Raw genomic sequence first — 25,636 nt, forward strand, 5'->3', positions numbered from 1 at the left:
CGCGTAATCGAATATAAACTGCGGCATTTCGAATTGTCGAAGCACAAAAGCTGAAAAGGAACACTGGCTCGTGGATTCCATAATCCCTCTCTTATCCGACCCCGCTGCGTGGGTGGCCCTCGTCACCCTTATCGTCATGGAGGTTGTGCTTGGCATCGACAACCTGATTTTCATTTCCATTCTCACCAATAAATTGCCCGAGCATCAGCGGGAAAAGGCACGGCGCATCGGTATCGGCCTTGCGCTGATCATGCGCCTTGGCCTTCTGGGCACGGTGGCATGGATCGTACAGCTGACCGAGCCTGTTTTCGAACTCTTCGGTCACGGCTTCTCCTGGAAGGACATGATCCTCATCGGCGGTGGCCTGTTCCTGGTCTGGAAAGCGACCAAGGAAATTCACCACAATGTGGACCCGGAAGACCACAAGGAAGACATGGTCGGCACGGCTGTTGCCAGCTTCTCGTCGGCCATTGCGCAGATACTTCTGCTCGACCTGGTCTTCTCGCTCGACAGCATCATCACCGCAGTGGGGATGACACCGCATGTGCCGATCATGGTCGTCGCTGTCGTCTTCGCCGTCACCGTGATGCTTCTAGCCGCCAACCCGCTTGCCAACTTCATCGAAAAGAACCCCACCGTCGTCATGCTGGCGCTGGCCTTCCTGCTGATGATCGGTACGACGCTGATTGCCGAAGGCATGGGCTTCCATGTTCCCAAGGGCTACGTCTACGCCGCCATGGCCTTCTCAGCACTTGTGGAAGTGCTCAACATGGTATCGCGCAATGCACGTCGCAAGAAAAAGCAGGGCACCCTGCACTAGCTGCGACAGCACCTTTCACAATAGGCAAAGGCTCGCTTCACGGCGGGCCTTTTTCAAAGATGGCGGGAAACGATGAAATATGTGCCGCATGTGGTCTTCGCTAGCCTGCTGGTCCTGTTTCTCGGCGCGGCCTTCTGGGGAAAACTTCACGTGCCCCAGCCGGTGGCCGACACGCGCACCGAAGCGGCCATGCCGGACAAATGGACCTTCATTGGCGAGAACGGCAGAGAAGCCGATATTTCGATGCCCATTCTGCAGCGGTTTCACTATCCCGGCGATGTCGCTTTTTGCGCGAGGGCCGGCGAGCTGTTGAAGGACAGCGTAGAGAATGACGTTGCGTTAGGATTTTGTGAAAAGCCAGAAACCCTCTCACCCCTTGAAAGAACGGCAAAACTGGCAGAGGCTGCATCGCAGCTGCCGCTGCTGTTGATGACGGATGACGACCCGGAAAAGCAGTCCGGGCAGGAGAACGCCGTGGCATTGGGGGTTGCTGCCCTGCGTGAAGCCATCGAAACCGCACCACGCAACGCGCCGCAGGCAGCCCTTTCCGTTCTCGACCAGTACTGGATTGCAAGCCTCATCAAGCAGCCGGAGCGCTATTATAATCCGGCCTTCCTCTTCAAGGATGCCTTCACGACCGAGATTGTCGAGGCGCGAATGGCCTTGTGCCGGTTGGTCAACGATCTAAACTGCATGATAAATGCCGCTCGAAATGCCGGTGGAGCGGTGGAAACCATCGGGCGCTGGTCATCGGATATCGGCAAGCTGCTGCTGAGCATAGAACTGGCGCAGATAGCGCATGACAGGGATACGACCGGGGAACCTTATTCTGAAATCTACTACGCGCAGGATCTGGCCGGCAGCTACGGCTATGCGTCTGAAATTGTTAAGGGCGATGAAAAGCTGACCTATCTGCGTCGCGGCGTTGCTGCGCTGGAAGAGGCTGAAAGACGCTACAAGGACAAGGTGGACGCGCAGGTGCAGCAATCGCTGACGGGAAGCCTTGGGACCATCTATGGCCGCGTTGCCTTCATTTCCCGCGACAGGGCGGATGTGGAAAAAGCGCTTCGCTTCGACCAGATGTCGGCAGACGAACAGAAGCAGCTCGATGGCGAGGTCAGTTGGGAAACGCTTTCCAATCTTGGCGATTCCCACATGTTGCGTGGCGAGGTGTTCGGCGCGGAAGACGATCTTCGCGAAGGCCTCGACATTCAGCAGCAGGCCTTGGCGAAGGCCGCATCGGACAATTCACAAGCTGGCAAGAATTATGTGAACATGAAACTGGCGGTGAGCTTCATCCGCTATGGCGAGGCAGAGGCGACGCAACTGACCAAGCAACAGCGCATCGAGATGCTCACAAAAGGCAAGGAGCTCGCCGACAGGATGCTTTCCGTCTTTTTGGAAACAGGTACGAAGACGTATCAGGACGTCGTTACCAATGCAGTGCGCAGGGCAGAGGCCAAACTCGCTTTGCTGGAATGGGAACCCGCGCCGCCGCCACAAAAACCCTAAAAACCTTGACGCTCGCCCAAGAATATGTGCTAAGGCCAATTCATTCCGAGATTGAAGCAATCGCCCCTTTTGGCGCGTATTTTCATTGAGCAGGCCCTTATGACCACTTCCGGCGTCCGCGTCCGCATTGCACCTTCCCCCACCGGCGAGCCGCATGTCGGCACAGCCTATATCGCGCTTTTCAACTACCTCTTCGCCCAGAAGCATGGTGGTGAATTCATTCTGCGCATCGAAGACACCGATGCGACGCGCTCTACGCGCGAATATGAGGAAAAAGTGCTGGAGGCGCTGAAATGGACCGGCCTGAAATGGTCCGAAGGCCCTGATGTCGGCGGCCCCTATGGTCCCTACCGCCAGTCCGAGCGCAAGGACATGTACCAGCCTTACGCCGAGGAACTGCTGGAAAAGGGCCATGCCTTCCGTTGCTTCTGTTCGGCAGAGCGGCTGGCCGAGATGCGCGAGGCGCAGCGCGCCGCTGGCAAGCCACCGAAATATGACGGGCTTTGCCTGCATCTGAAGGCCGAGGAAGTGACCGCCCGCGTTGCCGCCGGTGAAGCTTCTGTCGTGCGCATGAAGATCCCCGCAGAAGGCTCCTGCGACTTCAACGATGGCGTCTACGGCGATGTTTCGATCCCCTGGGACAGCGTCGACATGCAGGTTCTGATGAAGGCCGATGGCATGCCGACCTATCACATGGCCAATGTCATCGACGACCATCTGATGAAGATCACCCATGTGGCGCGTGGCGAAGAATGGCTTGCCTCCGTGCCAAAGCACATTCTTCTCTATCGCTATTTCGGCTGGCAGGAACCGGTATTCATGCATCTGTCGCTGATGCGCAATGCCGACAAATCCAAGCTGTCGAAACGCAAGAACCCCACATCCATCTCGTACTACTCCGCACTCGGCTATCTGCCGGAAGCGCTGATGAACTTCCTCGGCCTGTTCTTCATCCAGATCGGTGAAGGCGAAGAGCTTTTGACCATGGAAGAACTGGCAGGAAAGTTCGATCCCGAAGCCTTGTCCAAGGCCGGTGCTATCTTCGACATTCAGAAGCTGGACTGGCTGAATGGCCGCTGGCTGCGTGAAAAGCTGACCCAGGACGAATTCATTGCCCGCACGCTGGAATGGGCGATGGAAAATGCGCGTCTGACCGAGGGCTTGAAGCTTTCCCAGAGCCGCATTTCCAAGCTCGGCGATCTGCCGAACCTGGCAGGCTTCCTGCTGTCGAGCGATGTCGGCCTCACGCCCGCATCCTTCGCTGGCCTGAAGAGCAAGCCAGAAGAGATCCACGAAATCCTGACCACGGTTGCCGCTGACCTGGAAAAGATGCCGGACTGGACGCTGGAATCCATCGAACAGGAACTGCGTGATGTGGCCGAACGCACCGGCAAGAAGCTGCGCGTAGTGACACCGCCGCTCTTCGTTGCCATGTCCGGCTCGTCTCGTTCGTTGCCGCTGTTCGACACAATGGCGCTTCTGGGCCGCTCGGTGGTGCGTCAGCGGTTGAAGGTGGCGATTGCGGTCGCGGCGTCCATGGTTGGCGCTGGAACGTAAAGCGGGGGACGCGGCTTGGTCCTGCCACCCGTCCCCACGCTCGTCATCCGCCGCACCCCGTCATCCTCGGGCTTGTCCCGAGGATCTGCCTTGGGTGCCAGGTATTGGACGTCGAACGTGCTGCTCCGTTTGTAGATCCTCGGGACAACCCCGAGGATGACGACGGAGAGGTCTGAGGATGACGGAGGCGGGTGTTGCGACGAAAAATAATAGTGCCACACCAGCACACAGAACAACTTGCCAAAAGGCGATAGAGATGACCGACAAGACAACCGAAACGACCGCCCTCTCCTCCGATGTGACCGAAGTGCGCCGCCAGAAGCTGGCGATGCTGCGTGAGAAGATCGGCGATGTTTACCCTGCCCATTTTCACCGCACGCTGACCAATGCCGAGCTGGCCGAGAAATATGCGGATATCGAGCCTGACGTGGAAACCGGCGATACGGTGACGGTTGCGGGTCGCGTTTACTCCTCGCGCAACTCCGGCATGTTCATGGATATTCATGATGCCTCGGGCAAGGTGCAGATCTTCTCCCACAAGGATACGACGCCGGAAGAGGCGCGTGACCTGCTGCCGATGATCGATATCGGCGACATCATCGGCGTGACCGGCAAGGTGCGCCGCACCAAGCGCGGTGAGCTGACGATCAATGCCGAAGAAATCACCATGCTGACCAAGTCTCTCCTGCCGATGCCAGAGAAGTGGAGCGGGATTTCTGACATCGAAATCCGCTATCGCAAGCGCCATCTGGATATTCTCTCCAACGAGGAATCCAAGCTGCGCTTCCAGCAGCGTTCCAAGATCATTTCCGGCATTCGCCGCTTCATGGAAAACGAGGCTTTCCTCGAAGTGGAAACGCCGATGTTGCAGACCGTCTATGGCGGCGCGACGGCTGACCCGTTCAAGACATTCCACAACACGCTGAAGCAGGACATGTATCTGCGCATCGCGCCGGAACTGTTTTTGAAGCGTACGCTGGTATCTGGCCTGTCCGACAAGGTCTTCGAAATCAACCGCAATTTCCGCAATGAAGGTGTTTCCACCCGGCACAATCCGGAATTCACCATGCTGGAATGCTACTGGGCCTATGCCGACTACGAAGACATTATGGGTCTGGTCGAGCGCATGTTCGAGACGCTGGCCATTGCCATCCATGGCACGACGGAACTGGACTTCCAGGGCAAGACCATTTCCTTCAAGGGTCCGTTCAAGCGCGTGCCGATGCCTGACGCCGTGAAGGAAGCGACGGGCATCGACTTCCTGGCCATCAAGACCGACGAAGAGGCTCGCGCTGCCGCAAAGGCTGCCGGTTTCGAAGTCGAGAAAGACTGGACATGGGGCGAATGCCTTGCCTTCATCTTTGAAGAAAAGGTCGAGGGCACGCTGATCCAGCCGAGCCACGTCACGCATTTCCCCAAGGACATTTCGCCCTTTGCCAAGGAAGTTCCGGGCGAACCGCGTCTGGTCGAGCGTTTCGAAAGCTATTGCAACGCCTGGGAAGTGGGCAACGCGTTTTCCGAGTTGAACGACCCGGAAGAACAGCGCCGCCGCATGGTGGAGCAGCTGGAACAGGCCCATGCCCGTGGCGAAAAGGACAAGCAGCTGGACGACGAATTCCTCGACGCCATCGACCAGGGAATGCCGCCAGCCGGTGGCCTCGGCATCGGCGTCGACCGTCTGGTGATGCTGCTGACCAACGCGCCGTCCATCCGCGACGTCATCCTCTTCCCGGCCCGTCGCCAGAAGGCCGATTGATCAGACCACGATCATCTTGATTTTAAAGCCGGAGGCCCCAAAGCCTTCGGCTTTTTTGTTTCCGGCAAACGGGTGGGTGGCTGCGGCGAGGACGGGTGTGAGGGATAGCGTTTAACGCCGACGGACGGCGATCAATGTTCTGGCGCAGGCGCGGCTGGCGCGTGTTGCGCCGCTGCATCGCCTTCTGCCGCATCCGCTCCATGAGCAGCGGCTGGCTCTTCGGCAGGTGGTTGATGTTGTTCCGCGGCGACCGCCGTGGTGGAGCCTTTTCCGAAGATCAACGACTTGATGTAAGCGAAGCTGAACATGCTGACATTGTCCTGCTCCGGGGTAGAGGTTACGAGGCCGGGATCGTCAGGCGCTGCATGATCGCCATGGGCGGCAGGGGTTTCGCCATGAGCGGATTCAGGCGCGGCCTCTCCATGGTCGCCCGCAGGCGCCTTTTCGCCATGACCGCCGCCGTCTCCATGGCCATCGCTCTTGGTTTCGCCATGGCCGTCGCCCGCCTTTCCGTGTCCGTCCGCCGCAGCGCCATGACCATCGGATGGCGTTTCGACCACCGGTTCGACACAGTCTGAGAAATCATTGAGGCTGGCGGAAAGATGTTCGGTATCTTCCAGCGGAAGATCGATCCTCAAACCGTAGAAAAGCCCTTCGCCATTCGGATCGCCATCGTAATAATAGGCGGAATAGGACTTGGCATCCGCGTCTTCCGGCAGCTTCTTCACGTCAGCGATATAGACGACCTGTGCTGCAATTGCGCGTCCGCGCATGTCTGCGCGCATGGTCGGTCCGTTCTTGTCGAGCACAGAGACCTGAACGAGATCCGGCTTCTGCTTGTCGTAAACGGCCTTGGCAACGCGCAGCGCAGTCCTGACACGCTCCGTGCCATCTCCGCCTTCGGTGCGAATGAATTTGCGCACCCAGACTGCGCCGTTTTTCCGGATATTGACGGTCTGCACCATCTGACATTCAAGGCCATTGATCGACGCTTCGGCAGGGCCAAACAGGCGTTCCTTGCCCACAAAAACGGCGGCAACGCCGGACGCTCCGCCAAGAAGGAGGATCCCGCCACTTATCAATACGAACTTTCGAGAAAACCGTATTCTCTTGAACACTGCTTTCACGTCGAACGTCCCGACATTCACTACCCCGTTCAATGCCCATCATCTGCGGATCGCCAAAGCAGCGAACTGCGAAACGATATAGCGCGGGGCAGCAATGCTGCTTCCGTGCAGGCATCAATTCTGACGTGTTCTCATTGAAGAAGATTTAACTCACATACAAATCTGGCCCTTCGGTTGGACCATTTTTGGATTCCGAGAAAAAAAGACTTGGACAAGCGATCGACGCGATTATTGCGAATGATTTGCAATATCATTGACAATGCCCGACAAAATTCCCAAATTGATATTGCGAATTAATCGCATTAGGAGTTTTATAGGCCTATGACATCAATGGCGCTTCGGCTTTTCCTCTGTATTGCAACGGTTTTTCTGCCATTTGCGGCTGCGGCAAGCGACAAGCCAAAGGTCGTCACCACCTTTACCATCATCGCCGACATGGCCCGCAACGTTGCAGGTGATGCCGCAGATGTGGAAAGCATCACCAAGCCCGGCGCTGAAATTCACAATTACCAGCCAACGCCGCGCGACATCCTCAAGGCCCGCAATGCCAATCTCGTTCTGTGGAACGGACTCAACCTTGAATTGTGGTTCCAGAAGTTTCTGGCAAACCTTGCGGACGTTCCCAACGTGACCGTCAGCGATGGCGTTCAGCCAATATCGATCAGCGGCGGGGCCTATCAGGGCAAGCCCAACCCCCATGCCTGGATGTCACCCGACAATGCCTTGATCTACGTCGAGAACATCAGAAAGGGCCTGACCCAGATCGATCCTGACCATGCGGCGCTCTACGCTGCCAATGCCAAGGCCTATTCCGACAAGATCAGAAGCGAAATCCAGCCCATGCGCGATGCCATTGCGGCGCTGCCCGAGGCAAAGCGGTGGCTGGTGACGAGCGAAGGCGCCTTTTCCTACCTCGCCCGCGATTTCGGGCTGAAGGAACTGTTTCTCTGGCCGGTCAATGCCGACAGCCAGGGCACTCCGCAGCAGGTGCGCGGTGTCATCGACGCCATGCGCGCAAACAACATTCATGTGATTTTCAGTGAGAGCACGGTTTCCCCGGACCCGGCAAAGCAAGTGGCGAAGGAAACGGGTGCGGCCTATGGCGGCATCCTCTACGTGGATTCGCTGAGCGAGGCGGATGGGCCTGTCCCGACCTATCTCGACCTTTTGCGCGTAACCACGCAGACCGTTGTGAAAGGCCTTTCCAAATGATGATGGGAAAACGCAAGGGAAGCGAAACGGGACTGACGGTTGCGGATGTGACCGTTACCTATCGCAATGGCCACACGGCGCTCCGCAACGCCAGCTTCTCCATCCCTCGCGGCACCATCACAGCACTTGTGGGCGTCAATGGCGCGGGAAAATCCACGATCTTCAAGGCGATCATGGGCTTCGTACCGCTTGCGGCTGGCACCGTTTCCATATTTGACATGCCAGCCCGCGACGCCCTTCGCAAGAACCTCGTTGCCTATGTTCCGCAGGCGGAGGAAGTGGACTGGAGCTTCCCCGTCCTGGTGGAAGACGTGGTTATGATGGGCCGCTACGGCCACATGAATTTTCTGCGCATTCCCTCCAGACGCGACCACCAGATGGTGGATGAGGCGCTGGCACGCGTCAACATGGTGGAGTACCGCAAGCGCCAGATCGGCGAACTCTCCGGTGGCCAGAAGAAACGGGTGTTTCTGGCGCGGGCACTGGCGCAGGAAGGCCAGGTCATTCTTCTCGATGAGCCCTTCACCGGCGTCGATGTCAACACCGAAGAGCAGATCGTCGCGCTATTGAAGGCATTGCGTGACGAAGGCCGCGTGATGCTGGTTTCAACCCATAATCTCGGCAGCGTGCCGGATTTCTGCGACCGCACGGTCTTCGTAAAGGGAACGGTGATTGCTGCCGGCAAGACCGAAAAGACCTTTACCGAAGACAATCTGCAAAAGGCATTCGGTGGAAGCCTGCGCCACTTCATTCTTGGCGGGGCCGATCTGCACGACGATGCCGACCCGCGGCGGGTAAAGGTCATTACCGATGACGAGCGGCCCTTCGTGATTTACGACAAGAGCGCGAAGGCCAAAAAGACGCTGAAAGACAAGGGCCATGATTGATACCCTGCTTGAGCCCTTCACCTATTCCTACATGCTGAACGCCATATGGGTGAGCGCGCTTGTGGGGGGCGTCTGCGGCTTCCTGTCTGCCTATCTCATGCTGAAAGGCTGGTCTCTGATCGGCGATGCCCTGTCCCATGCCATCGTGCCCGGCGTTGCCGGTGCCTATATGCTGGGCCTGCCCTTCTCACTGGGAGCCTTCATTTCCGGCGGACTGGCGGCGGGATCCATGCTGTTTCTCAACCAGAAGACACGGCTGAAGGAAGATGCGATCATCGGGCTGATCTTCACTTCCTTTTTCGGCCTTGGCCTGTTCATGGTGTCGCTGTCGCCCACCTCCATCAACATCCAGACCATCGTCCTTGGAAACATTCTGGCGATTACGCCTGAGGATACGCTGCAACTGGCGCTGATCGGCGGCATCAGCCTGGCTGTGCTGTCGCTGAAATGGCGGGACTTCATGGTGGTGTTCTTCGATGAAAACCACGCCCGCACGGTGGGGCTGAACCCGGACCTGCTGAAAATCATCTTCTTCACGCTTCTGGCGGCGTCCACCGTCGCTGCGTTGCAGACGGTTGGCGCGTTTCTGGTGGTTGCGATGGTCGTTACCCCAGGCGCGACCGCCTATCTCCTGACGGACCGTTTCGAGCGGCTGATCGGCATGAGCTTCGGCATCGGCGCGGCCACGAGTTTCACCGGCGCCTATCTCAGCTATTTCCTGGATGGCGCGACCGGCGGCATCATCGTCGTGCTGCAGACCCTGATCTTCCTCACCGCCTTCATCTTTGCGCCCAAGCACGGCTACCTCGCTTCACGCGCCAAGGCGAAAGCGGCGCTGGAGACCGCGCCATGAGCGAAAACATGCAATTGGCAATTCTGCCGTTCCAGCTGCCCTTCATGCAATATGCTTTCATCATCACGCTGATGATTGCCGTTCCCATGGCCATGCTGTCCTGTCTGCTGGTGCTGAAGGGCTGGTCGTTGATGGGAGACGCGGTTTCCCATGCCGTGCTGCCGGGTGTTGTCATCGCCTATATCATCGGCATTCCCTTCTCCATCGGCGCATTTGTGGCGGGAATGATCTGTGCGCTGGCAACCGGCTTTCTGAAGGAAAACAGCCGCATAAAGGAAGACACGGTTCTCGGCATTGTTTTTTCCGGCATGTTCGGGCTGGGGCTGGTGCTTTACGTCAAGGTGCAGAGCGACGTGCATCTGGACCACATCCTGTTTGGCGACATGCTGGGCGTCGCTCTGGGCGACATCGTGGAAACCGGCCTGATTGCGCTCGCCGCCACCGCTTTTCTGGTGGTGCTGCGCAAGGACCTGCTGGTCAATGCCTTCGATGCGCAGCACGCAAAAGCCATCGGCCTGCCGGTGCGCCTTCTGCATTATGGCCTCTTGGCCGTGCTCTCCCTGACGGTGGTGGGCGCGCTGCAGGCCATCGGCATCATTTTATCAGTAGCGATGCTGGTGGCACCCGGTGCCATCGCCTTTCTGCTGACCCGTCGTTTTTCCAGCATGATGCTGGTCGCCATTGGCGTTGCCGTCATCGCATCCATCACGGGCATATGGGCAAGTTTCCTGATCGACAGCGCGCCTGCGCCGACCATCGTTCTGATCATGACCCTGTTCTTCATCCTCGCCTTCATCCGCACCACGCTGCAAGCCAGGGCCACCGACAAGGCCCAAGGCACGGCTTGAAAGACGATTGTGCGCGATTGAAAAGATTATTTCACAAAGTTCGGAACTAGCTGGCACCGTTTCGCGTCAATAGGTGCAGGTCGATTGCGTGGGCGCTCGACCGCATCAATTGATCAGAAAGAGGACCGGCCATGTTGAAGTGGGCTCTTATATTCTTCGTTATCTCACTGATTGCCGGTGTATTCGGCTTTACGGGCATTTCGGCGGCGACTGCCGGCATCGCACGGATTCTGTTCTTCATCGCCGTGGTCGTGTTCCTGATCTTCCTCGTGCTTGCACTGATGGCCGGCCAGGCTATCCTCTAATCAACAGACGTAACAAAGACGGCGGTCCGCAAGGCCCGCCGTTTTTCGTTGTCTTGTCTGGATGCTCGAAAGGCGGCGCTATGCCGTCCAGCCACCGTCGATGACGTGGATCTGGCCGGTGGTGAAGCCCGCTTCGTCTGACGCGAGATAGGTGACGAGGGCCGCGACTTCCTCCGGCTTGGCGATGCGGCCCATGGGCTGACGGGCGATGAAATCCGCCAGCGCCTGCTCATAATTTCCCGTTGCCCGCAAACGTTCATGCAGGGACGGACTATCGACGGTCCCGGGGCAGATGGCATTGCAGCGAATGCCCTTGGTCACGAAATCCGCCGCGATAGACTTGGTCAATCCAATGACGGCTGCCTTTGACGCGGTGTAGGCAAAGCGGTTAGGAACGCCTTTGACGCTGGATGCGACCGAGGACATGTTGACGATGGCGCCTTTGCCCTTTTCCAGCATGGCAGGCAAAAACGCGCGGCAGGTGCGGTACATGGCTTTCGCATTCAGGTCGAAAGAGAAATCCCAGTCCTTTTCCTCACAGTCCAGAATGGTGCCCGCATGGACGAAGCCGGCGCAATTGAAGAGAACATCCGCCCGCCCGATTTCGGCGGCGAGCGCTGAAACAGCCGCACCATCGAGAACATTGAGAACGCGCGTTTCAGCACCGCTCAGCGTCTCCAGTGCCGCTTCGTTGATGTCCGTGGCGATAACCCTTGCGCCAAGCCCGATGAAGCGCTCCGCCGTCGCGCGGCCAATCCCCTGCCCTGCCGCCGTAATGACGACCGTCTGGCCGCTGAAATCCTGGCTCATGCTATGCTCCTCCCGCGCTGGCGCGCATATAAATCGAATGTAGATCGACAATTCATATGTAAACAGTGTATTTATATAACGTCAAGTCAACTTGGCCAGCCCCGTCGGGGCGCGGCTGACAGCCAGCGGTAAAGAGACGCAATGAGTGAAGAAGACAGCGAGAAGTACCGCGCACCGGCGCTCGACAAGGGCCTCGACATTCTTGAGCTCTTGGCCAGCACCGATGGCGGGTTGACGCAGGTGGAGATTGCCAAGGCCATCGGCAAAAGCCCGAACGAGTTTTACCGAATGCTGGACCGGCTGGTGCGTCGCGGCTATGTCCAGCGGCAGGACGGAGACCGCTTCTTCCTGACGCTCAAACTCTTCGGCCTTGCCCATTTTCACGCGCCGCTGCGCCGGCTGGTTTCCTTTGCCGCCCCCGTCATGCGGGATTTCGCCAACAAGGCCGGGCAGGCCTGCCATCTGGCGGTCTATGACCGCGGTTCGGTTGTGGTGATCGCCCAGCAGGACTCATCCACCTACTGGGCGCTTTCCATTCGCGTTGGCGCGCAGATGAGCCTGTTCAACACCGGTTCGGGACACGTTCTTCTGGCATTTCAAAACGACGCCCAGCGCGACAGAATGATGGCAGAGCAGCTGCGCGGTGGCAACGAGGACGGCGTGCCCGAAGGGCTAATCGAGCGGCTGGATGAGGTGCGGGACAATGGCTATGAGAGCATGAACAGCCTTCAGACCGCTGGTGTGCGCAACATCTCTGCACCTGTTCTGACAGTGGACGGAACGGCGCTTGCCGCCATCACGTGCCCTTACATCACGCCCATGAACAGCGAGGCTCCAAGTGCTGAGGACTGCGTCGTTCTAATCCGCCAAGCCGCAGCCAAGATTTCGGAAATTGCAGCCGGACAATGAAAAACGCGACCGGCAGGGGACCGATCGCGCTTTTCAAGACTGGAGATATTATACTTCAATAACGGGCAAATCCCGCAAAGGTTCCAGGATTATTTCAGGCCGCTGCCGCGCTGAGTTCCTTGCGGACAATGCCGCGCAGGGATTCGAGATCCTTGGCGAACTGGCGGATGCCTTCGGAAAGCTTTTCCGTGGCCATCGCGTCTTCGTTCAGGTGCCAGCGGAACGCCTTTTCATCCAGCGACTGCAAAGGCTCGGCCTTGGCATCGTCAGCAGACAGCTTGCGCTCCAGCGTGCCGGTGTCCTTGTCGAGTTCTTCCAGAAGAGCCGGGCTGATGGTCAGGCGGTCGCAACCGGCCAGCGCTTCGATCTCGCCAGCATTGCGGAAGGATGCGCCCATCACCACAGTCTGAATGCCGTTGGCCTTGTAGTAGTTGTAGATCTTGCGCACGGAAACGACGCCCGGATCGGTCTCTGCGGTGTAGTTTTCACCGGTCGACTTCTTGTACCAGTCAAGAATACGGCCAACGAAGGGCGAGATGAGGAAGGCCTTGGCTTCGGCACATGCGATTGCCTGCGCCTGCGAGAAGAGCAGTGTCAGATTGCAATCGATGCCTTCTGCCTGCAACGCTTCGGCGGCCTTGATGCCTTCCCAAGTCGATGCAAGCTTGATGAGGATGCGATCGCGCTCGATGCCGCGCTCCTTGTAACCGGCGATGATCTGATGCGCCTTTTCAATCGAAGCCTTGGTATCAAAAGAGAGGTCGGCATCGACTTCCGTCGACACGCGGCCGGGCACGAGATCGACAAGGGCCGCGCCAACCGAAATGGCGAGACGGTCTGCTACCGCGCCGACGACGGCATCGGACTGGCCACCCTGCTTCTTGCCCCATGTCACCGCTTCCTTGACGGCATCGGCAAACATCGGCGTGCCGAGCGCTTTTAGAACGATGGAAGGATTGGTGGTGCAATCAACTGGCTTCAGGCGGGCAACCGCCTCGATGTCACCCGTATCGGCAACAACAGTCGTGATTTTGCGAAGTTGGTCAAGTTTGGACGTCATGCCGTGTGATCCTCGTGATCTCTTGAAAACTGCTTGCGCCGGCTTCCGTTCCATTTGCTTGCTCAGGGCGAAACCGGTTGCTTTTGATGGCGGAGTATCGCGCGCTGCAAAATGTAAAGTCAAGACATTTGCGCAATCCAATTGACATAAGTTTCACAGCGGCCATACTCGCAGCACAACAGATGATGGCGAAAACAGTGGCAAAACTGCGAAGAGACACCCATACGTCCTATTCCGAGGCTGCATCACTGCGCCTGAGAGCGGCCTGGCTCTATTATAACCAGGGCATGACGCAGAAGGATGTCGCGGAGAAACTCGGGATCAGCCGTTCCACCGTCATCCGCCTTCTGGACGAGGCGATGAAGCGGTCCGAGGTGCAGATCTGGATCAACGAAGGCATTGAGGATCTGGTCGAGCTGGCGATAAAGCTCGAAGGCGCCTATGGGCTGGACGAGGCCATCATCATTCCCTCGGCCTCCGCCAATGCACAAGACATTGCCAAGGCCGTTGGCCTCGCGCTTGGGCAATTCCTGTCCGAAGCCGTGCCAGACAATGCCACAATCGGTGTCGGCTGGGGCCGCACCATGACGGCCTCGCTCTCCAGCTTTCGCCCGCCGCGCCGGGAAAACTGCAAGGTCGTCTCCCTGCTGGGCGGGATCGTTGCGGTCCACCAGACCAACCCGCTCGATTATACATGGCGGCTGGCAAGCGCGCTTGGGGCGGAATGCTACATGTTTCTGGCACCGCTTCTGGTGGATTCAGAAGAGACGCGCCGCGCGCTCATCGAAAAATGCGGCCTCAACACCCTGTTCGAGCTGGCTGAGAACCTCGACCTTGCAATCGTCAGCTGCGGCGATATCGGCCCCCACTCCACATCCCTTTCGGAAGGCTTCATTTCAAGGGAAACCCATGCGGAACTGGTGAGCGCAGGCTGCGTCTGCGACACCATGTTCAACTTCATCGATGCCGAAGGGCGCTCCGTCGACCATCCCATTAACGGGCGCGCCATGGCCATCGGTCTCGATACGCTGAAAAAGGCAAAACACATCGTGCTGGCCTCCGGCGGGGCCCACCGTGCGATTGCCATACGCGCCACCATCAAGCGGATCGGCTGCAACACGTTGATTACCGATGAGGCGGCAGCGCGGGCGTTGCTGGATCTGGCCTCAGGCACAACACAATAGTAAAACGGAACTTCTGCGCCCGGAGAGCGAAACCTCGCGCCAGTGCCACGTTCATATCTTGCCCGTTTCCCAGCCCAGCATGGCACGCTTGCGGGTCAGGCCCCAGTGATAGCCCGTCAATGCGCCGCTTTTGCCGACGGCACGGTGGCAGGGAACGACGAAGGAGATGGGGTTGGCGCCGATGGCAGCGCCCACGGCGCGCGACGCGGTTGGCTGGCCGATATCCTTGGCCACATGGGAATAGGTCACGGCCCTGCCGAGCGGTATCTTGAGCAGGCTCTGCCACACCCGCACCTGAAAATCGGTGCCGAGCAGGACGACGCGCAGCGGCTGTTCGCTTTTCCACTGGCCGGAGTCGAAAATGCGCGAGGCATAGGGCGCCGTCGCCGCACTGTCCTCCACATAGCAGGCATTGGGCCAGCGACGGGCCATATCTTCAAAACAGGCCGTCTCGCCACCCTCATCGCTAAAGGCGCAACCCGCGAGCCCCCGATCCGTGATCATGATCAGTGCCAGCCCGAAGGGCGATGGGTGGAAACCGTAGCGGATGCGCAGACCCGAGCCCTTGGCCTTCCACTCCCCCGGCGACATCGCCTCATGGGTGACGAAAAGATCATGCAACCGGCCCGGCCCCGACATGCCGACCTCAATGGAGGTTTCGAGCAGCGGCAGGCTTTCTTCCCGCAGCAACCGCTTGGCATGATCAAGCGTAACCGCCTGCAGGAAAGCCTTGGGCGACAGGCCGGCCCAGCGGGTGAATGTCTTCTGCAATTGTGTGGGAGACTGGGAGAGCCGGGCGGCGATTGCGTCAAGCGAAGGCTGATCGCGATAGTCCGTCGTCATGATCTCGATCACCCGGCGCACGGTCTCGTAATCCGATCCAACAGGGGTGATGTCTTCCTTCAGCATGATATTGGCGTTCATGGCGTATCTCCTTGGCTGCGGAGAAAACCACGCGGGCCTGTCCATCGCCACCCGTTTCTTGCCCGGGCGACCAGATTCAACGCCGGACCGTGGCCAGAGCACCGCGAAAGGCTTTTGCAAAGCTTTCCCTGTCATCCGGGTTGAGAAAGGAGCCGACATCCGTCATACGCCCCTCGCCCGAGACATGCATGGACAAAATGCCGATCTCCTCATGCCGGTTGACGCGAAAGCGGGCCCAGAACGGATTGAACCGATGCTCGACCATGCGGCCTGCCGGAGAAAACTTGCGAATGGAAAGGCTGGTGCGTGACACAAACACCTCCTCCCGCGCCTTTGCCGCCCGGTAATTGGCGCGAAAGGCGATATAGAGCAGCAGGAAGTCCGCTCCCAGAAACAGGCCGATGGGCCAGGCACCGGTGACGGTGAAGAAGATTCCGTAAAACAGGCAGACGGCGCCCGAAAGCGCCAGAAGAACGCGAAAGCCCTTGCGTCCGAGGGAGCGATGAGGAACAAGTTCCGCTGCAAAAACCGGCTGCTCGTTTATGCTGTCCACCTTGCCGTCCTCGATGGGCATCGGAGCGAACGGCGTGAGACTGGGCTCGGTCGTTCCGTGCGAAACAAAAAGCTGACATCAGACTATGACAAATATCAAGACACGATCCAGCGCCCAAACGTTGAAAAAGTCAAATTCAATGTCTGCCCGCAAGCCTGTGCGGACACGCACGATCTATTCGAAGGACGAGCTTAAGGAAATGTTCCGGCGCTTTTCCGTTCAGCGACCGGAACCCAAGGGCGAACTGGAGCACTCCAATCCGTTTACGCTGGTCGTTGCCGTCGCCCTATCGGCGCAGGCAACGGATGTGGGCGTCAACAGGGCAACACGCGGCCTGTTTGCCGTGGCCGATACGCCGCAGAAAATGCTTGATCTGGGCGAGGAAAAGCTCATCGAACACATCAAGACCATCGGCCTTTACCGCAACAAGGCCAAGAATGTGATGGCGCTGTCGCAGATGCTGATCGACAGCTTTGGCGGCGAAGTACCACGCTCGCGCGAAGAGCTGATAATGCTGCCCGGTGTTGGCCGCAAGACCGCCAATGTGGTGATGTCCATGGCCTTCGGCATTCCGACGCTTGCTGTCGACACGCACGTCTTTCGTATCGCCAACAGGCTTCGCCTTGCACCGGGCAAGACCCCCGATGAGGTGGAGGACCGGCTGGTGAAGATCATTCCAGACGAGTATCTTTTCCACGCGCATCACTGGCTGATCCTGCATGGCCGGTACTGTTGCAAGGCGCGCAAGCCGGAATGCGAGCGTTGCGTGATTGCCGATCTGTGCAAATCGCCGGAAAAGACCTGCGACATCCCGGCGCCACTGGTGGAACTACCGGCTCAGCTGATTGGAGAATGACGGGTCGCGCGCGGAAACCGACTTGTGTAGATGCACCATCAGCGATGCCGCAAACAGCGGTGTGAGCAGGTTGAGGAACGGCACGGCGAGGAAGGCGGCAATCACAAGCCCGGCCATGAAGACGGTTGTGCCGTGCTTGGAGCGGAAGGCACGCGCATCGGCGGGCGTGCGAAACCGCATCGCGGCAAATTCAAAAAATTCGCGACCCAGCAGATAGCCGTTGACCAGAAAAAACGCGATGAGATTGACGCCGGGAACGAGGAGCAGCAGCAGGGCCACGCAGTTGCCGACAATGACGACGCCAAAGAACTTCAGCGATGACGGAATGGCCTCGCGCAGGGGCATGGCGGTGCCGGGCCTGTCGTTGGGATAGTCGTTCTTCTCGATGACCTCCGCCACATCATCCAGAAACAGGCTGGCAATGATGGCGGTGACCGGCGAAATCAGAAGGGCAAGCGCCAGCGCAAGGCCTATTCCCGCCAGAATGGCGAACACGAAGCTCATCCATCCCGCCCATTCCGGCATCCCCGGAAACAGCGAATCAAACCACGGCAATGCCAGCCATATGAAGACGGCGCGGATAGAGAACCACAGGCCGATCAGCACCAGAATCGTCAGCCCCAACGACTTCCACAGAACCGACCGTGATTCGGCGGCAAAAAGGTTGCCGAAAGCACGTCGAGCGGCGTCAAAAATCATCAAATTGCCTCCATTGTAAGGGATTTCGAAAATCCCTGGAGAGGACTTCCACCGCACGAAAAATAGGCACTTGCACCCCCTTAAACAATAATCGCGACCCATCCGCGAAAGAAAAATGGCGTCCTGTTATTTTGCGCTTGAAGAAAAGTGACCGCTAAACTATAAAAACAAACAGGCAAAAAGTCGTATGTTCTCGAAGCGGGGGTTTACGAGATGACGCTTCGCCTGAAGGACAAACTAGCCGAAACGATTGGCTGCGAGATATCTCGTTTTACAACCATCGTCCGCTAAAGAGAAAAATAACGAGGCGTCGTTGGAAAAGTTGTTGATTGATCTTACCCGTTCGCTGAAGACCGGCACACCGTCGGAACGACGGATTGCGAAGTATCTGATCGAACATTTGGCCGAATTGCCATTTGAAACAGCCGCGACTCTCGCGGAAAAGCTGAACTTGAGCCCGATGACAGTCGGCCGTTTTCTCCGGTCTCTCGGATACCGGCAATTGAGCGACATTCGCGAACATCTGCGCGATGAGTCTCATCGTACAGAGCCGGCACCGGCGACAGCCCAGGAAGCACCGCAGACACCGCTTTCTTCCTTGATGCTTCAGCAGATTCAGGCTGTGCAGGCCGTCTACGATCTGGCGGGGCAGTCGGTTTGGAAAACAGCGCTGAGCAACATCACGGAGAGCAGAGAGGTCTTTGTCGCCTCCTCCGCGGAAGGGTTCGGTATCTGCCGTTACTTCTACACCAAGCTTCTCGAAAGCCGGGAACATGTGCACTATCTGCATCACGATGGCTCGAGCTACATCGCCCTGATGGACGAGCCTGCGGAAGGCACGCTGCTGGTGCTGATGGATTGCGGCGGCAATCTCGCAGCCCTGCAGAAGCTGGGGAAGATGGCGATGAAGGCGGGTTACAAGACCGTCCTGATCACCACCCGCTTTTACGAATGGGGCCCGGACAGTGCCGATATCTGCCTGACCATTCCGCTTGGCCAGAATGGCGGGCACAGCATGTTGCAGCTGGTGGCAATTACCGAATTCATGCTGCATTCGCTTTCGCAAAAGGGTGAGAGCAACCGCCGCGACCGCAACCGCCGCATTGGCGATATCCAGCGCACACTGAACGCCTGATCATAACAGGTTTACAACCTCCATGGAGCGGCTGCTGCCGCTCCAGACGCCAGATCAGATCTTTTCCAGTTCTTCCCTGTGCCGGTACATGGCAAGAAAGCGACGATAGTCGCGATCATAGCGTTGCCTGTCTGCCCCGCTGGACTGCTTTTCCTCCCCGCCCGGATACATGGCCGCACCGGCGGCTGCCAGCCCTTCATGAACACCGCCAGCGCTTGCAGCAGTCATGGCTGTGCCGAGAAGCACCGCATCGACGGTCGCCGGCACGATGATGCGCTTGCCGGTTACGTCGGCATAAAGCTCCATCAGCAATGGATTATGCACATGGCCGCCGGTCACATGCAGCGTGTCCACCCCGTAACCGAAACCTTGCATGGCATCGAGCACATGGCGCGCGCCGAGCGCAATGGACACGGCAGTGCGCCAGTAAAGCCGGCAGAGACTGTCGAATGACGTATCGAGCGTCAGCCCGCTGACGACACCGCGCGCGTGGGGATCTGCAAGCGGGGAACGGTTGCCATGGAAATCGGGCAGGACATGCAGGTGATCGGCAAAGCCCTCCCCTTCGCAACGGCGAAGATGCTGGACCCGCTCCACGATCCTTTGATGAAGGGCGGAGGTTGGATCGCCACCTGCGGCATGCATCCGCACCACATGATCCAGAAGCGCACCGGTTGCCGATTGCCCGCCTTCCACCAGCCAGTGGCCGGGAAGAACGGCCTGCCAATAGGGACCCCACAGGCTGTGGCCGGGCATCAGCTTGGGCGTGAGCGTGACAAGGCAACTGGAGGTTCCGGCAATCAGCGCGACATTGCTGCCGACATCCGATTGCAGGCTGCCGCCAAGCGCACCGAGCGCACCGGCATAGGCATCGATCATGCCTGCTGCCACCTCGCAGCCTGTATCGAGCCCAAGCTCTTCTGCTGCCTGCGGGGAAAGCCTGCCGACGCTTTTACCCGGCGCCACCGTCGATGCGGGCAGGCCGCCACGTGCAAGCAAGTCTTCGACACCGGCCAGTTCCAGATAATCCTGGCTCCAGCCCGGCGTCTCATGCGCCAGAAAATTCCACTTGGCGGTGAGCGTGCAGTTGGACCGCTTCGCACTGCCGCTGGCCTTCCATGTCAGGAAATCGGCCAGATCGAAGAAATAACCCGCCTTCGCCCAGCTTTCAGGCAGGTTCTTCTTCAGCCACATCAACTTCGGCATCTGCATTTCCGGCGAGATCGAGCCACCGGCGAAATCCAGCACCGGATGGCGCGATACGGTCAGAAAATCGGCCTGTGCTATGGCGCGGTGATCGAGCCAGACAATCGTATCGAACCGCTCCTGGCCGGTGGTGGACACGCTGACCTGCTGGCCCTGAGGTCCGCGCACGACCAGCGAACAGGTTGCATCGAACCCGATTGCGGCGACCGACGCAGCGCCAATAGCGGCATCCGCAACGGCACGGCGGACGACGACACAGACGGCGTTCCAGATATCGGCGGAATCATGCTCTGCATGGTTCTCTTTTGGCCGCTGCATGACAATGGGATGGGTTGCACGCGCAATGAGACCGCCGGATGCATCGAAAACGCCAGCCCGCGCGCTGCCCGTGCCGACATCGACAGCAACAAGATATTCACGCATGAAGCTAAATTCCCATCCCTCGGTCGCAGCCACTCAGCAAGGGTGCACAGACCCCGCAGCCACTAATTTCGCGCAGTTTGATCGGCCACAAGGTGGACCAAATCCGGCATGGCGTCAAACACCAGATCCGGCTCAAGGCTGGCGATATGATCACGAAATGCCGGGAACCGCGCGTGAGAGCCACCGGTAAAGGCAAAGACCCGCATTCCCGCGGCCTTCGCCGCAGCGATGCCCGCAGGACTGTCTTCGATCACGATGCAGTCGCCAGGGTCGGCCTGCATCTGCCGTGCGGCATGGAGGAAGAGATCGGGCGCGGGCTTGCCATGCGTAACCATCGTGGCGCTGAAGATATGCGGCTCGAACTTCTCCAGAAGTCCCGTCAGCCCCAGCGAATAACGGATACGCTCCGGCTGGCTGGAGGATGCAACGCAGCGGGCGGCTGGCAGTTGGTCGAGCGTATCTGCGATGCCGGTGATCGCTTTCAGCTCTTGCCGGAAGCGTTCGAAAAGGACGCTGCGCATATGCTCGAGAAAATCGATATCGGTTTCGATGCCGTATTCTTCCCACAGCGTCGCCGTCATGCTGGCGACGCTGCGACCGAGGAAGCGCTGATAGGCTTCTTCCTCGGTGATTTCGACGCCCTGATGGGCCACCATGTCGATGAGAACAGCAATCGAAACCGGCTCGCTATCCACGAGAACGCCGTCGCAATCAAAGATCAGCAGAGGCGCGTTCCCGGTTTGCATGGCCCATCTCTTTTCGTCAGCTGACGAGTTTGTTTTGCAGGTAAAGTTCAAGCGTCTCAGCGGTACCCTTCTCCCACAATGTCTTCAAGGCATGGGCGAAGCGTTTCTGGAACAGGTCCGATTTGGCGACGTCACCGAAGATATCGTCGAGCGCCAGAAACGCCATCGGATCATCCTTGGCCTTGATGGCGGCGGCCTGCAGACGCTCGGCACTGGCGTCATTGAAGACGATCTGCGCGCCACTATCGGATGTGCCTGCGAAATACCGGCACCATAGCGCCGACACCAGCGAGAGACCGACGATATCATCACCCTTTTCAAGCCGATCTGACGTAGACGGCAGGATGAATTTCGGCTGGCGATTGGAGCCATCCTGCGCCAGACGTGGGATCGTATCGCCGATCTTCGGGTTGAGGAAACGCCGCTCGATCAGGTCGAAATATTCGTTGAGGTCGGTATTGGGTACCGGCGGAATGATCGGGATGATCTCTTCCTTCTCCAGCTTGGCAAGGAAGGCGCGGATGAGCGGATGCTCCATCGCCTCATGCACGAAGTGGATATCGAGAAGAGCTGCCGGATAGGCAATCGCCGCATGACCGCCATTGAGGATACGGATCTTCATATGCTCGTAGGGCGCAACTTCGGGCACGAACTGCACGCCGACCTTTTCCAGCGCCGGACGACCAGCCGGGAAATTGTCTTCCATGACCCATTGCTTGAACTCTTCGCAGAAGACCGGCCAGTTATCATCAATGCCGAAATCATCGCGGGCGATATCGCGTTCGCGCTGACCGGTGGCCGGCGTGATGCGGTCCACCATGGAATTGGGGAAAGCGACGTTTTCACTGATCCATGTGGCAAAGGCCGGATCAGACAGCGCCGCCACGCCGACCACGGCGTTCTTGGTGACCTTGCCGTTATGCGGAATATTATCGCAGGACATGACGGTGAAGGGCTGGATGCCCTTGTCCTTGCGGGCTTTGAGGCCAGCGACGATGAGGCCGAACACTGTCTTTGGCGCAGTAGGGTTTCGGCCATCTTCGGCTATTGCCGGATGCTGCGGATTGAATTTGCCAGAGGCGTCGATGAAATAGCCGCCTTCGGTAATCGTCATCGAGACGATGCGGATGTTCGGATCAGCAAGGGTTGCAACGATGGCGTTTGTATCGCCAATCGGAAGGATATCGACCATCGGGCCGGTCACGCGTGCGCCGGTGCGGTTGTTATCCTGTTCCACCACGGTGGTAAGGAAATCCTGGGCCGCAAGCTTTTCGCGCATCACAGCATCGGACGGCAGAACGCCAGCACCGATGATGGCGAAGTCATGATCGGCACCAGTGTTGAACAGGTCATCCAGATAGATGGCCTGATGGGCGCGGTGGAAATTGCCGACGCCGAAATGCACGATGCCAGCGGACAGATCGCTGCGGGAATAGGCCGGGACGGCAGCCGTCGCCTTTGCCTGTTCAAGCGTTGCGAGCGAGAGTTTGCATGTCATATGGCCAGGCCCTTGCTATCGAATGTGTGGATCTTGGTCTCGTCAGGCGTGAGGAAAACCGTATCGCCATGCTGGCAGGCAAATTCGCCGCCCGCACGCGCGGTGATCATGCCGATGCCATCGACCTTGATGTGGAGGAAGGTATCGGAGCCCAGGTGTTCGGCAACCGTTACGGTACCCTTCCACAAGCCGCTTTCCTTGGACAGCAGCAGATGTTCCGGGCGAACGCCGATGGTATCGGCACCCTTGGCCGCAGCATACTCACCTTTGACGAAGTTCATGCGCGGCGAGCCGATGAAGCCCGCAACGAAGAGATTGCGCGGCGACTTGTAAAGCTCCATGGGCGAGCCGACCTGCTCGATATTGCCGCGATTGAGCACGACGATCTTGTCGGCCATGGTCATGGCTTCGACCTGATCGTGCGTCACGTATATCATCGTCGTCTTCAGCGTATTGTGCAGCTCGGAGATTTCCAGCCGCATGGTGCCGCGAAGCGACGCATCGAGGTTGGACAGCGGTTCATCGAAGAGAAACGCCGAGGGCTCGCGCACAATGGCACGACCGATGGCGACGCGCTGGCGCTGGCCGCCTGACAGTTGCGATGGGCGACGGTCGAGGTAGTCGGTGAGGTTCAGCACGCTTGCGGCATCATTGACCTTCTTGTCGATGACGGCCTTGTCGAGCTTGGCCATTTTAAGCGGAAAGCCGATATTGTTGCGCACGCTCATATGCGGATAAAGCGCATAGGACTGGAACACCATGGCAAGGCCGCGTTCTGCCGGTGCCTTCTCGCTCACATCCTTGCCATCGATGATGATCTGGCCGCCGGTGACATCTTCGAGACCTGCAATGAGGCGCAGCAGCGTGGACTTGCCGCAGCCGGACGGGCCGACGAAGACCACGAACTCGCCGTCTTCAATATCGAGATCGATGGACGGAATGACCTTGGCTTCACCAAAGACCTTGGAAACTTTTTTAAGGGAAATGCTGCCCATTTTCTTATTCCTTATTTCACCGCGCCAAAGGTCAGGCCGCGAACGAGTTGTTTCTGGGAGAACCAGCCAAGCACGAGGATCGGCGCAATCGCCATCATCGAGGCCGCAGACAGCTTGGCCCAGAACAGACCCTGTGGGCTGGAGAAGGAGGCGATGAAGGCTGTCAGCGGTGCGGCGTTGGTGGTGGTGAGACGAATGGTCCAGAAGGATTCGTTCCACGCCAGAATGATGTTGAGAAGAAGCGTCGAGGCAATGCCGGGGATCGCCATCGGCGTCAGCACATAGACGATCTCGTTCCACAGCGACGCGCCATCCATGCGGGCAGCTTCCAGAATCTCACCGGGAATTTCCCTGAAGTAGGTGTAGAGCATCCACACCACGATCGGCAGGTTGATGAAGGTGAGCATGATGGTGAGACCAATGCGCGTATCGAGCAGACCAGCATTACGGAACATCAGATAGATCGGCACCAGCACGGCGACAGCAGGCATCATCTTGGTGGAGAGCATCCACATCAGAATATCCTTGGTGCGCTTTGTCGGCGAAAAGGCCATGGCCCAGGCAGCAGGGATCGCGATGAGAAGTGCCACAATGGTGGAGCCGACCGACAGCACGACCGAGTTCATGAAGGGCTTGAAGTAATCACGCTGCGTGTTGACCGTGATGTAGTTTTCAAACGTGCCCGATGGCCACAGGCTAAAGCCCGCAATGGCTTCCGGCTCCGTCTTCAGGGACGTGAGAAACGCATAGAGGATCGGGAAAAACAGCAGAAGTGCTATAGCCCAGGCAACAATGGTGAAGCCGATTTTGGAGCGCGTCGAGACATTACGAGCCATGATCCGTACTCCTATCGATCGAGGTTTTTGCCGACGGCGCGCATCAGGAAGATGGCGACGATATTGGCAAGGATGACGGCGATGATACCGCCTGCGGACGCTCCACCCACATCATAGCCAAGCAGCGCCGTGCGGTAGATGAGGAAGGCGAGATTGGTCGAGGCGTAGCCCGGGCCACCATTCGTGGTGACGAGGATTTCCGCGTAGACGCCGAGCAGGAAGATCGTCTGGATGAGAATGACGACGGTGATGGCGCGTGCCAGGTGCGGCAGCGTGAGATAGATGAAGCGGCTGAAGAAGCTTGCGCCATCCATTTCGGCGGCTTCCTTCTGCTCGCCATCCAGCGACTGAAGGGCTGTCAGCAGGATCAGCGTTGCGAAGGGCAGCCACTGCCAGGCGACGATGATGACGATGGACAGAAGCGGAAACTGCGAGAACCAGTCCACCGGTTGAAGCCCGAAGAACCGTGACAGGTCCGCCAGCACCCCATAACCGGGATGCATGATCATGTTCTTCCAGACGAGAGCCGCAACCGGTGGCATGACGAAGAAGGGCGAGATGACGAGAATGCGCACGATGCCCTGCCCGAAAATCGGCTGGTCCAGCAACAGCGCAAGACCGATGCCGCCGATGATCGTAATCAACAACACGCCGCCGACGATGACGAGCGTGTTCCAGATGGACTGGAAAAAGGCCGGGTCGGTGTAGAAATACTGGTAATTGAACAGGCCGGCAAAGCTGACATTGGCCGGGTTCAGCAGATTGTAATTCTGGAAAGAGAACCACAGCGTCATGGACAGTGGCACGATCATCCACACAAGAAGCAGGATGACCGACGGCGCCATCATGATCCGCGCCAGATTTTTTGTATTTTGCGTTGCCATGCGGCTCCCTCCCAATTCCGAACCGCGCCTTCAGTTGCGCG

25 protein-coding genes are annotated in these 25,636 nt (G+C 58.4%); 13 read left to right on the forward strand and 12 right to left on the reverse strand.

Annotated elements, in window-relative coordinates; translation table 11 throughout:
- Positions 1-70: 70 nt before the first annotated feature.
- From QRN85_RS17170 to lysS, 4 genes are all read left to right on the forward strand, one after another.
- Positions 71-820 carry a TerC family protein gene (locus QRN85_RS17170; protein ID WP_062584332.1) on the forward strand — a complete coding sequence of 250 codons (750 nt, stop codon included), beginning with the start codon at positions 71-73 and terminating at the stop codon, positions 818-820.
- 72 nt (positions 821-892) lie between these two features.
- Positions 893-2,332 carry a hypothetical protein gene (locus tag QRN85_RS17175; RefSeq protein WP_284759474.1) on the forward strand — a complete coding sequence of 480 codons (1,440 nt, stop codon included), beginning with the start codon at positions 893-895 and terminating at the stop codon, positions 2,330-2,332.
- Between the two features lie 99 nt (positions 2,333-2,431).
- The gene (gene gltX / locus QRN85_RS17180; RefSeq protein ID WP_062584328.1) at positions 2,432-3,889 is read left to right on the forward strand and encodes a glutamate--tRNA ligase; all 1,458 of its coding nucleotides are present in this window, start codon (positions 2,432-2,434) and stop codon (positions 3,887-3,889) included.
- Positions 3,890-4,145: 256 nt separating this feature from the next.
- Positions 4,146-5,645: a lysine--tRNA ligase gene (gene lysS / locus QRN85_RS17185; protein ID WP_284759477.1), complete on the forward strand. Its 1,500-nt coding sequence runs from the start codon at positions 4,146-4,148 to the stop codon at positions 5,643-5,645.
- Between the two features lie 131 nt (positions 5,646-5,776).
- On the opposite strand, the gene QRN85_RS17190 is transcribed toward lysS, so the two are convergent.
- The gene (locus QRN85_RS17190; RefSeq protein WP_284759479.1) at positions 5,777-6,772 is read right to left on the reverse strand and encodes a hypothetical protein; all 996 of its coding nucleotides are present in this window, start codon (positions 6,770-6,772) and stop codon (positions 5,777-5,779) included.
- A gap of 321 nt (positions 6,773-7,093) precedes the next feature.
- Here QRN85_RS17190 and QRN85_RS17195 point away from each other — a divergent pair, with 321 nt between their 5' ends.
- From QRN85_RS17195 to QRN85_RS17215, 5 genes are all read left to right on the forward strand, one after another.
- Entirely contained in the window at positions 7,094-7,984 is an 891-nt protein-coding gene (locus QRN85_RS17195) for a metal ABC transporter substrate-binding protein (RefSeq protein WP_113099170.1), read from the forward strand.
- A complete protein-coding gene (locus tag QRN85_RS17200) occupies positions 7,981-8,871 on the forward strand; it encodes a manganese/iron ABC transporter ATP-binding protein (RefSeq protein ID WP_162729297.1) in 891 nt (296 codons plus the stop codon). The genes QRN85_RS17195 and QRN85_RS17200 overlap by 4 nt, the downstream gene beginning before the upstream one ends.
- Positions 8,864-9,724 (forward strand): metal ABC transporter permease, encoded by an 861-nt coding sequence (locus QRN85_RS17205; protein WP_112962897.1) that lies wholly within the window; start codon positions 8,864-8,866, stop codon positions 9,722-9,724. The genes QRN85_RS17200 and QRN85_RS17205 overlap by 8 nt, the downstream gene beginning before the upstream one ends.
- On the forward strand, positions 9,721-10,572 hold the full coding sequence (locus tag QRN85_RS17210; protein WP_284759482.1) for a metal ABC transporter permease: 852 nt from the start codon (positions 9,721-9,723) through the stop codon (positions 10,570-10,572). Before QRN85_RS17205 ends, QRN85_RS17210 begins: the two co-directional genes overlap by 4 nt.
- Positions 10,573-10,703: 131 nt before the next feature.
- Positions 10,704-10,877 carry a DUF1328 domain-containing protein gene (locus tag QRN85_RS17215; RefSeq protein WP_045228307.1) on the forward strand — a complete coding sequence of 58 codons (174 nt, stop codon included), beginning with the start codon at positions 10,704-10,706 and terminating at the stop codon, positions 10,875-10,877.
- 78 nt (positions 10,878-10,955) lie between these two features.
- On the opposite strand, the gene QRN85_RS17220 is transcribed toward QRN85_RS17215, so the two are convergent.
- Complete coding sequence (locus QRN85_RS17220) at positions 10,956-11,687, reverse strand: SDR family oxidoreductase (protein ID WP_284759484.1); 732 nt, start codon at positions 11,685-11,687, stop codon at positions 10,956-10,958.
- Positions 11,688-11,828: 141 nt separating this feature from the next.
- On the opposite strand from QRN85_RS17220, the gene QRN85_RS17225 reads away from it, so the two are divergent.
- Positions 11,829-12,596 (forward strand): IclR family transcriptional regulator, encoded by a 768-nt coding sequence (locus tag QRN85_RS17225; RefSeq protein ID WP_284759486.1) that lies wholly within the window; start codon positions 11,829-11,831, stop codon positions 12,594-12,596.
- 94 nt (positions 12,597-12,690) lie between these two features.
- Here QRN85_RS17225 and tal read toward each other — a convergent pair whose 3' ends face one another.
- A complete protein-coding gene (gene tal, locus QRN85_RS17230; protein WP_062584313.1) occupies positions 12,691-13,656 on the reverse strand; it encodes a transaldolase in 966 nt (321 codons plus the stop codon).
- Between the two features lie 197 nt (positions 13,657-13,853).
- Here tal and QRN85_RS17235 point away from each other — a divergent pair, with 197 nt between their 5' ends.
- On the forward strand, positions 13,854-14,840 hold the full coding sequence (locus QRN85_RS17235; protein ID WP_284759487.1) for a sugar-binding transcriptional regulator: 987 nt from the start codon (positions 13,854-13,856) through the stop codon (positions 14,838-14,840).
- A 51-nt stretch (positions 14,841-14,891) separates the two neighbouring features.
- On the opposite strand, the gene QRN85_RS17240 is transcribed toward QRN85_RS17235, so the two are convergent.
- Both QRN85_RS17240 and QRN85_RS17245 read right to left on the reverse strand, forming a co-directional pair.
- On the reverse strand, positions 14,892-15,764 hold the full coding sequence (locus QRN85_RS17240; RefSeq protein ID WP_113169297.1) for a methylated-DNA--[protein]-cysteine S-methyltransferase: 873 nt from the start codon (positions 15,762-15,764) through the stop codon (positions 14,892-14,894).
- 76 nt (positions 15,765-15,840) lie between these two features.
- Positions 15,841-16,338, reverse strand: coding sequence for a DUF2244 domain-containing protein (locus QRN85_RS17245; protein WP_062584309.1), 498 nt, complete (start codon positions 16,336-16,338; stop codon positions 15,841-15,843).
- A 64-nt stretch (positions 16,339-16,402) separates the two neighbouring features.
- Here QRN85_RS17245 and nth point away from each other — a divergent pair, with 64 nt between their 5' ends.
- On the forward strand, positions 16,403-17,173 hold the full coding sequence (nth, locus tag QRN85_RS17250; RefSeq protein WP_113099176.1) for an endonuclease III: 771 nt from the start codon (positions 16,403-16,405) through the stop codon (positions 17,171-17,173).
- On the opposite strand, the gene QRN85_RS17255 is transcribed toward nth, so the two are convergent.
- Complete coding sequence (locus QRN85_RS17255; protein ID WP_062584305.1) at positions 17,147-17,872, reverse strand: sulfate transporter family protein; 726 nt, start codon at positions 17,870-17,872, stop codon at positions 17,147-17,149. The two genes, nth and QRN85_RS17255, sit on opposite strands and share 27 nt — an antisense overlap.
- Positions 17,873-18,197: 325 nt before the next feature.
- On the opposite strand from QRN85_RS17255, the gene QRN85_RS17260 reads away from it, so the two are divergent.
- Positions 18,198-19,007, forward strand: coding sequence for a MurR/RpiR family transcriptional regulator (locus QRN85_RS17260; RefSeq protein ID WP_244475354.1), 810 nt, complete (start codon positions 18,198-18,200; stop codon positions 19,005-19,007).
- A 54-nt stretch (positions 19,008-19,061) separates the two neighbouring features.
- On the opposite strand, the gene QRN85_RS17265 is transcribed toward QRN85_RS17260, so the two are convergent.
- From QRN85_RS17265 to QRN85_RS17290, 6 genes are all read right to left on the reverse strand, one after another.
- Complete coding sequence (locus tag QRN85_RS17265; protein ID WP_284759490.1) at positions 19,062-20,636, reverse strand: FGGY-family carbohydrate kinase; 1,575 nt, start codon at positions 20,634-20,636, stop codon at positions 19,062-19,064.
- Between the two features lie 62 nt (positions 20,637-20,698).
- Entirely contained in the window at positions 20,699-21,382 is a 684-nt protein-coding gene (locus QRN85_RS17270) for an HAD family hydrolase (RefSeq protein ID WP_112962903.1), read from the reverse strand.
- A 16-nt stretch (positions 21,383-21,398) separates the two neighbouring features.
- Positions 21,399-22,880 carry a mannitol dehydrogenase family protein gene (locus QRN85_RS17275; protein ID WP_284759493.1) on the reverse strand — a complete coding sequence of 494 codons (1,482 nt, stop codon included), beginning with the start codon at positions 22,878-22,880 and terminating at the stop codon, positions 21,399-21,401.
- Positions 22,877-23,875, reverse strand: a complete 999-nt coding sequence (locus QRN85_RS17280) for an ABC transporter ATP-binding protein (RefSeq protein WP_112962905.1) — start codon at positions 23,873-23,875, stop codon at positions 22,877-22,879. The genes QRN85_RS17275 and QRN85_RS17280 overlap by 4 nt, the downstream gene beginning before the upstream one ends.
- Positions 23,876-23,886: 11 nt before the next feature.
- A complete protein-coding gene (locus QRN85_RS17285) occupies positions 23,887-24,711 on the reverse strand; it encodes a carbohydrate ABC transporter permease (protein WP_113093505.1) in 825 nt (274 codons plus the stop codon).
- A gap of 11 nt (positions 24,712-24,722) precedes the next feature.
- Positions 24,723-25,595: a carbohydrate ABC transporter permease gene (locus tag QRN85_RS17290; RefSeq protein ID WP_112962907.1), complete on the reverse strand. Its 873-nt coding sequence runs from the start codon at positions 25,593-25,595 to the stop codon at positions 24,723-24,725.
- Positions 25,596-25,636 lie beyond the last annotated feature (41 nt).

Source organism: Agrobacterium sp. fls2-241-TYG-188a (assembly GCF_030209845.1).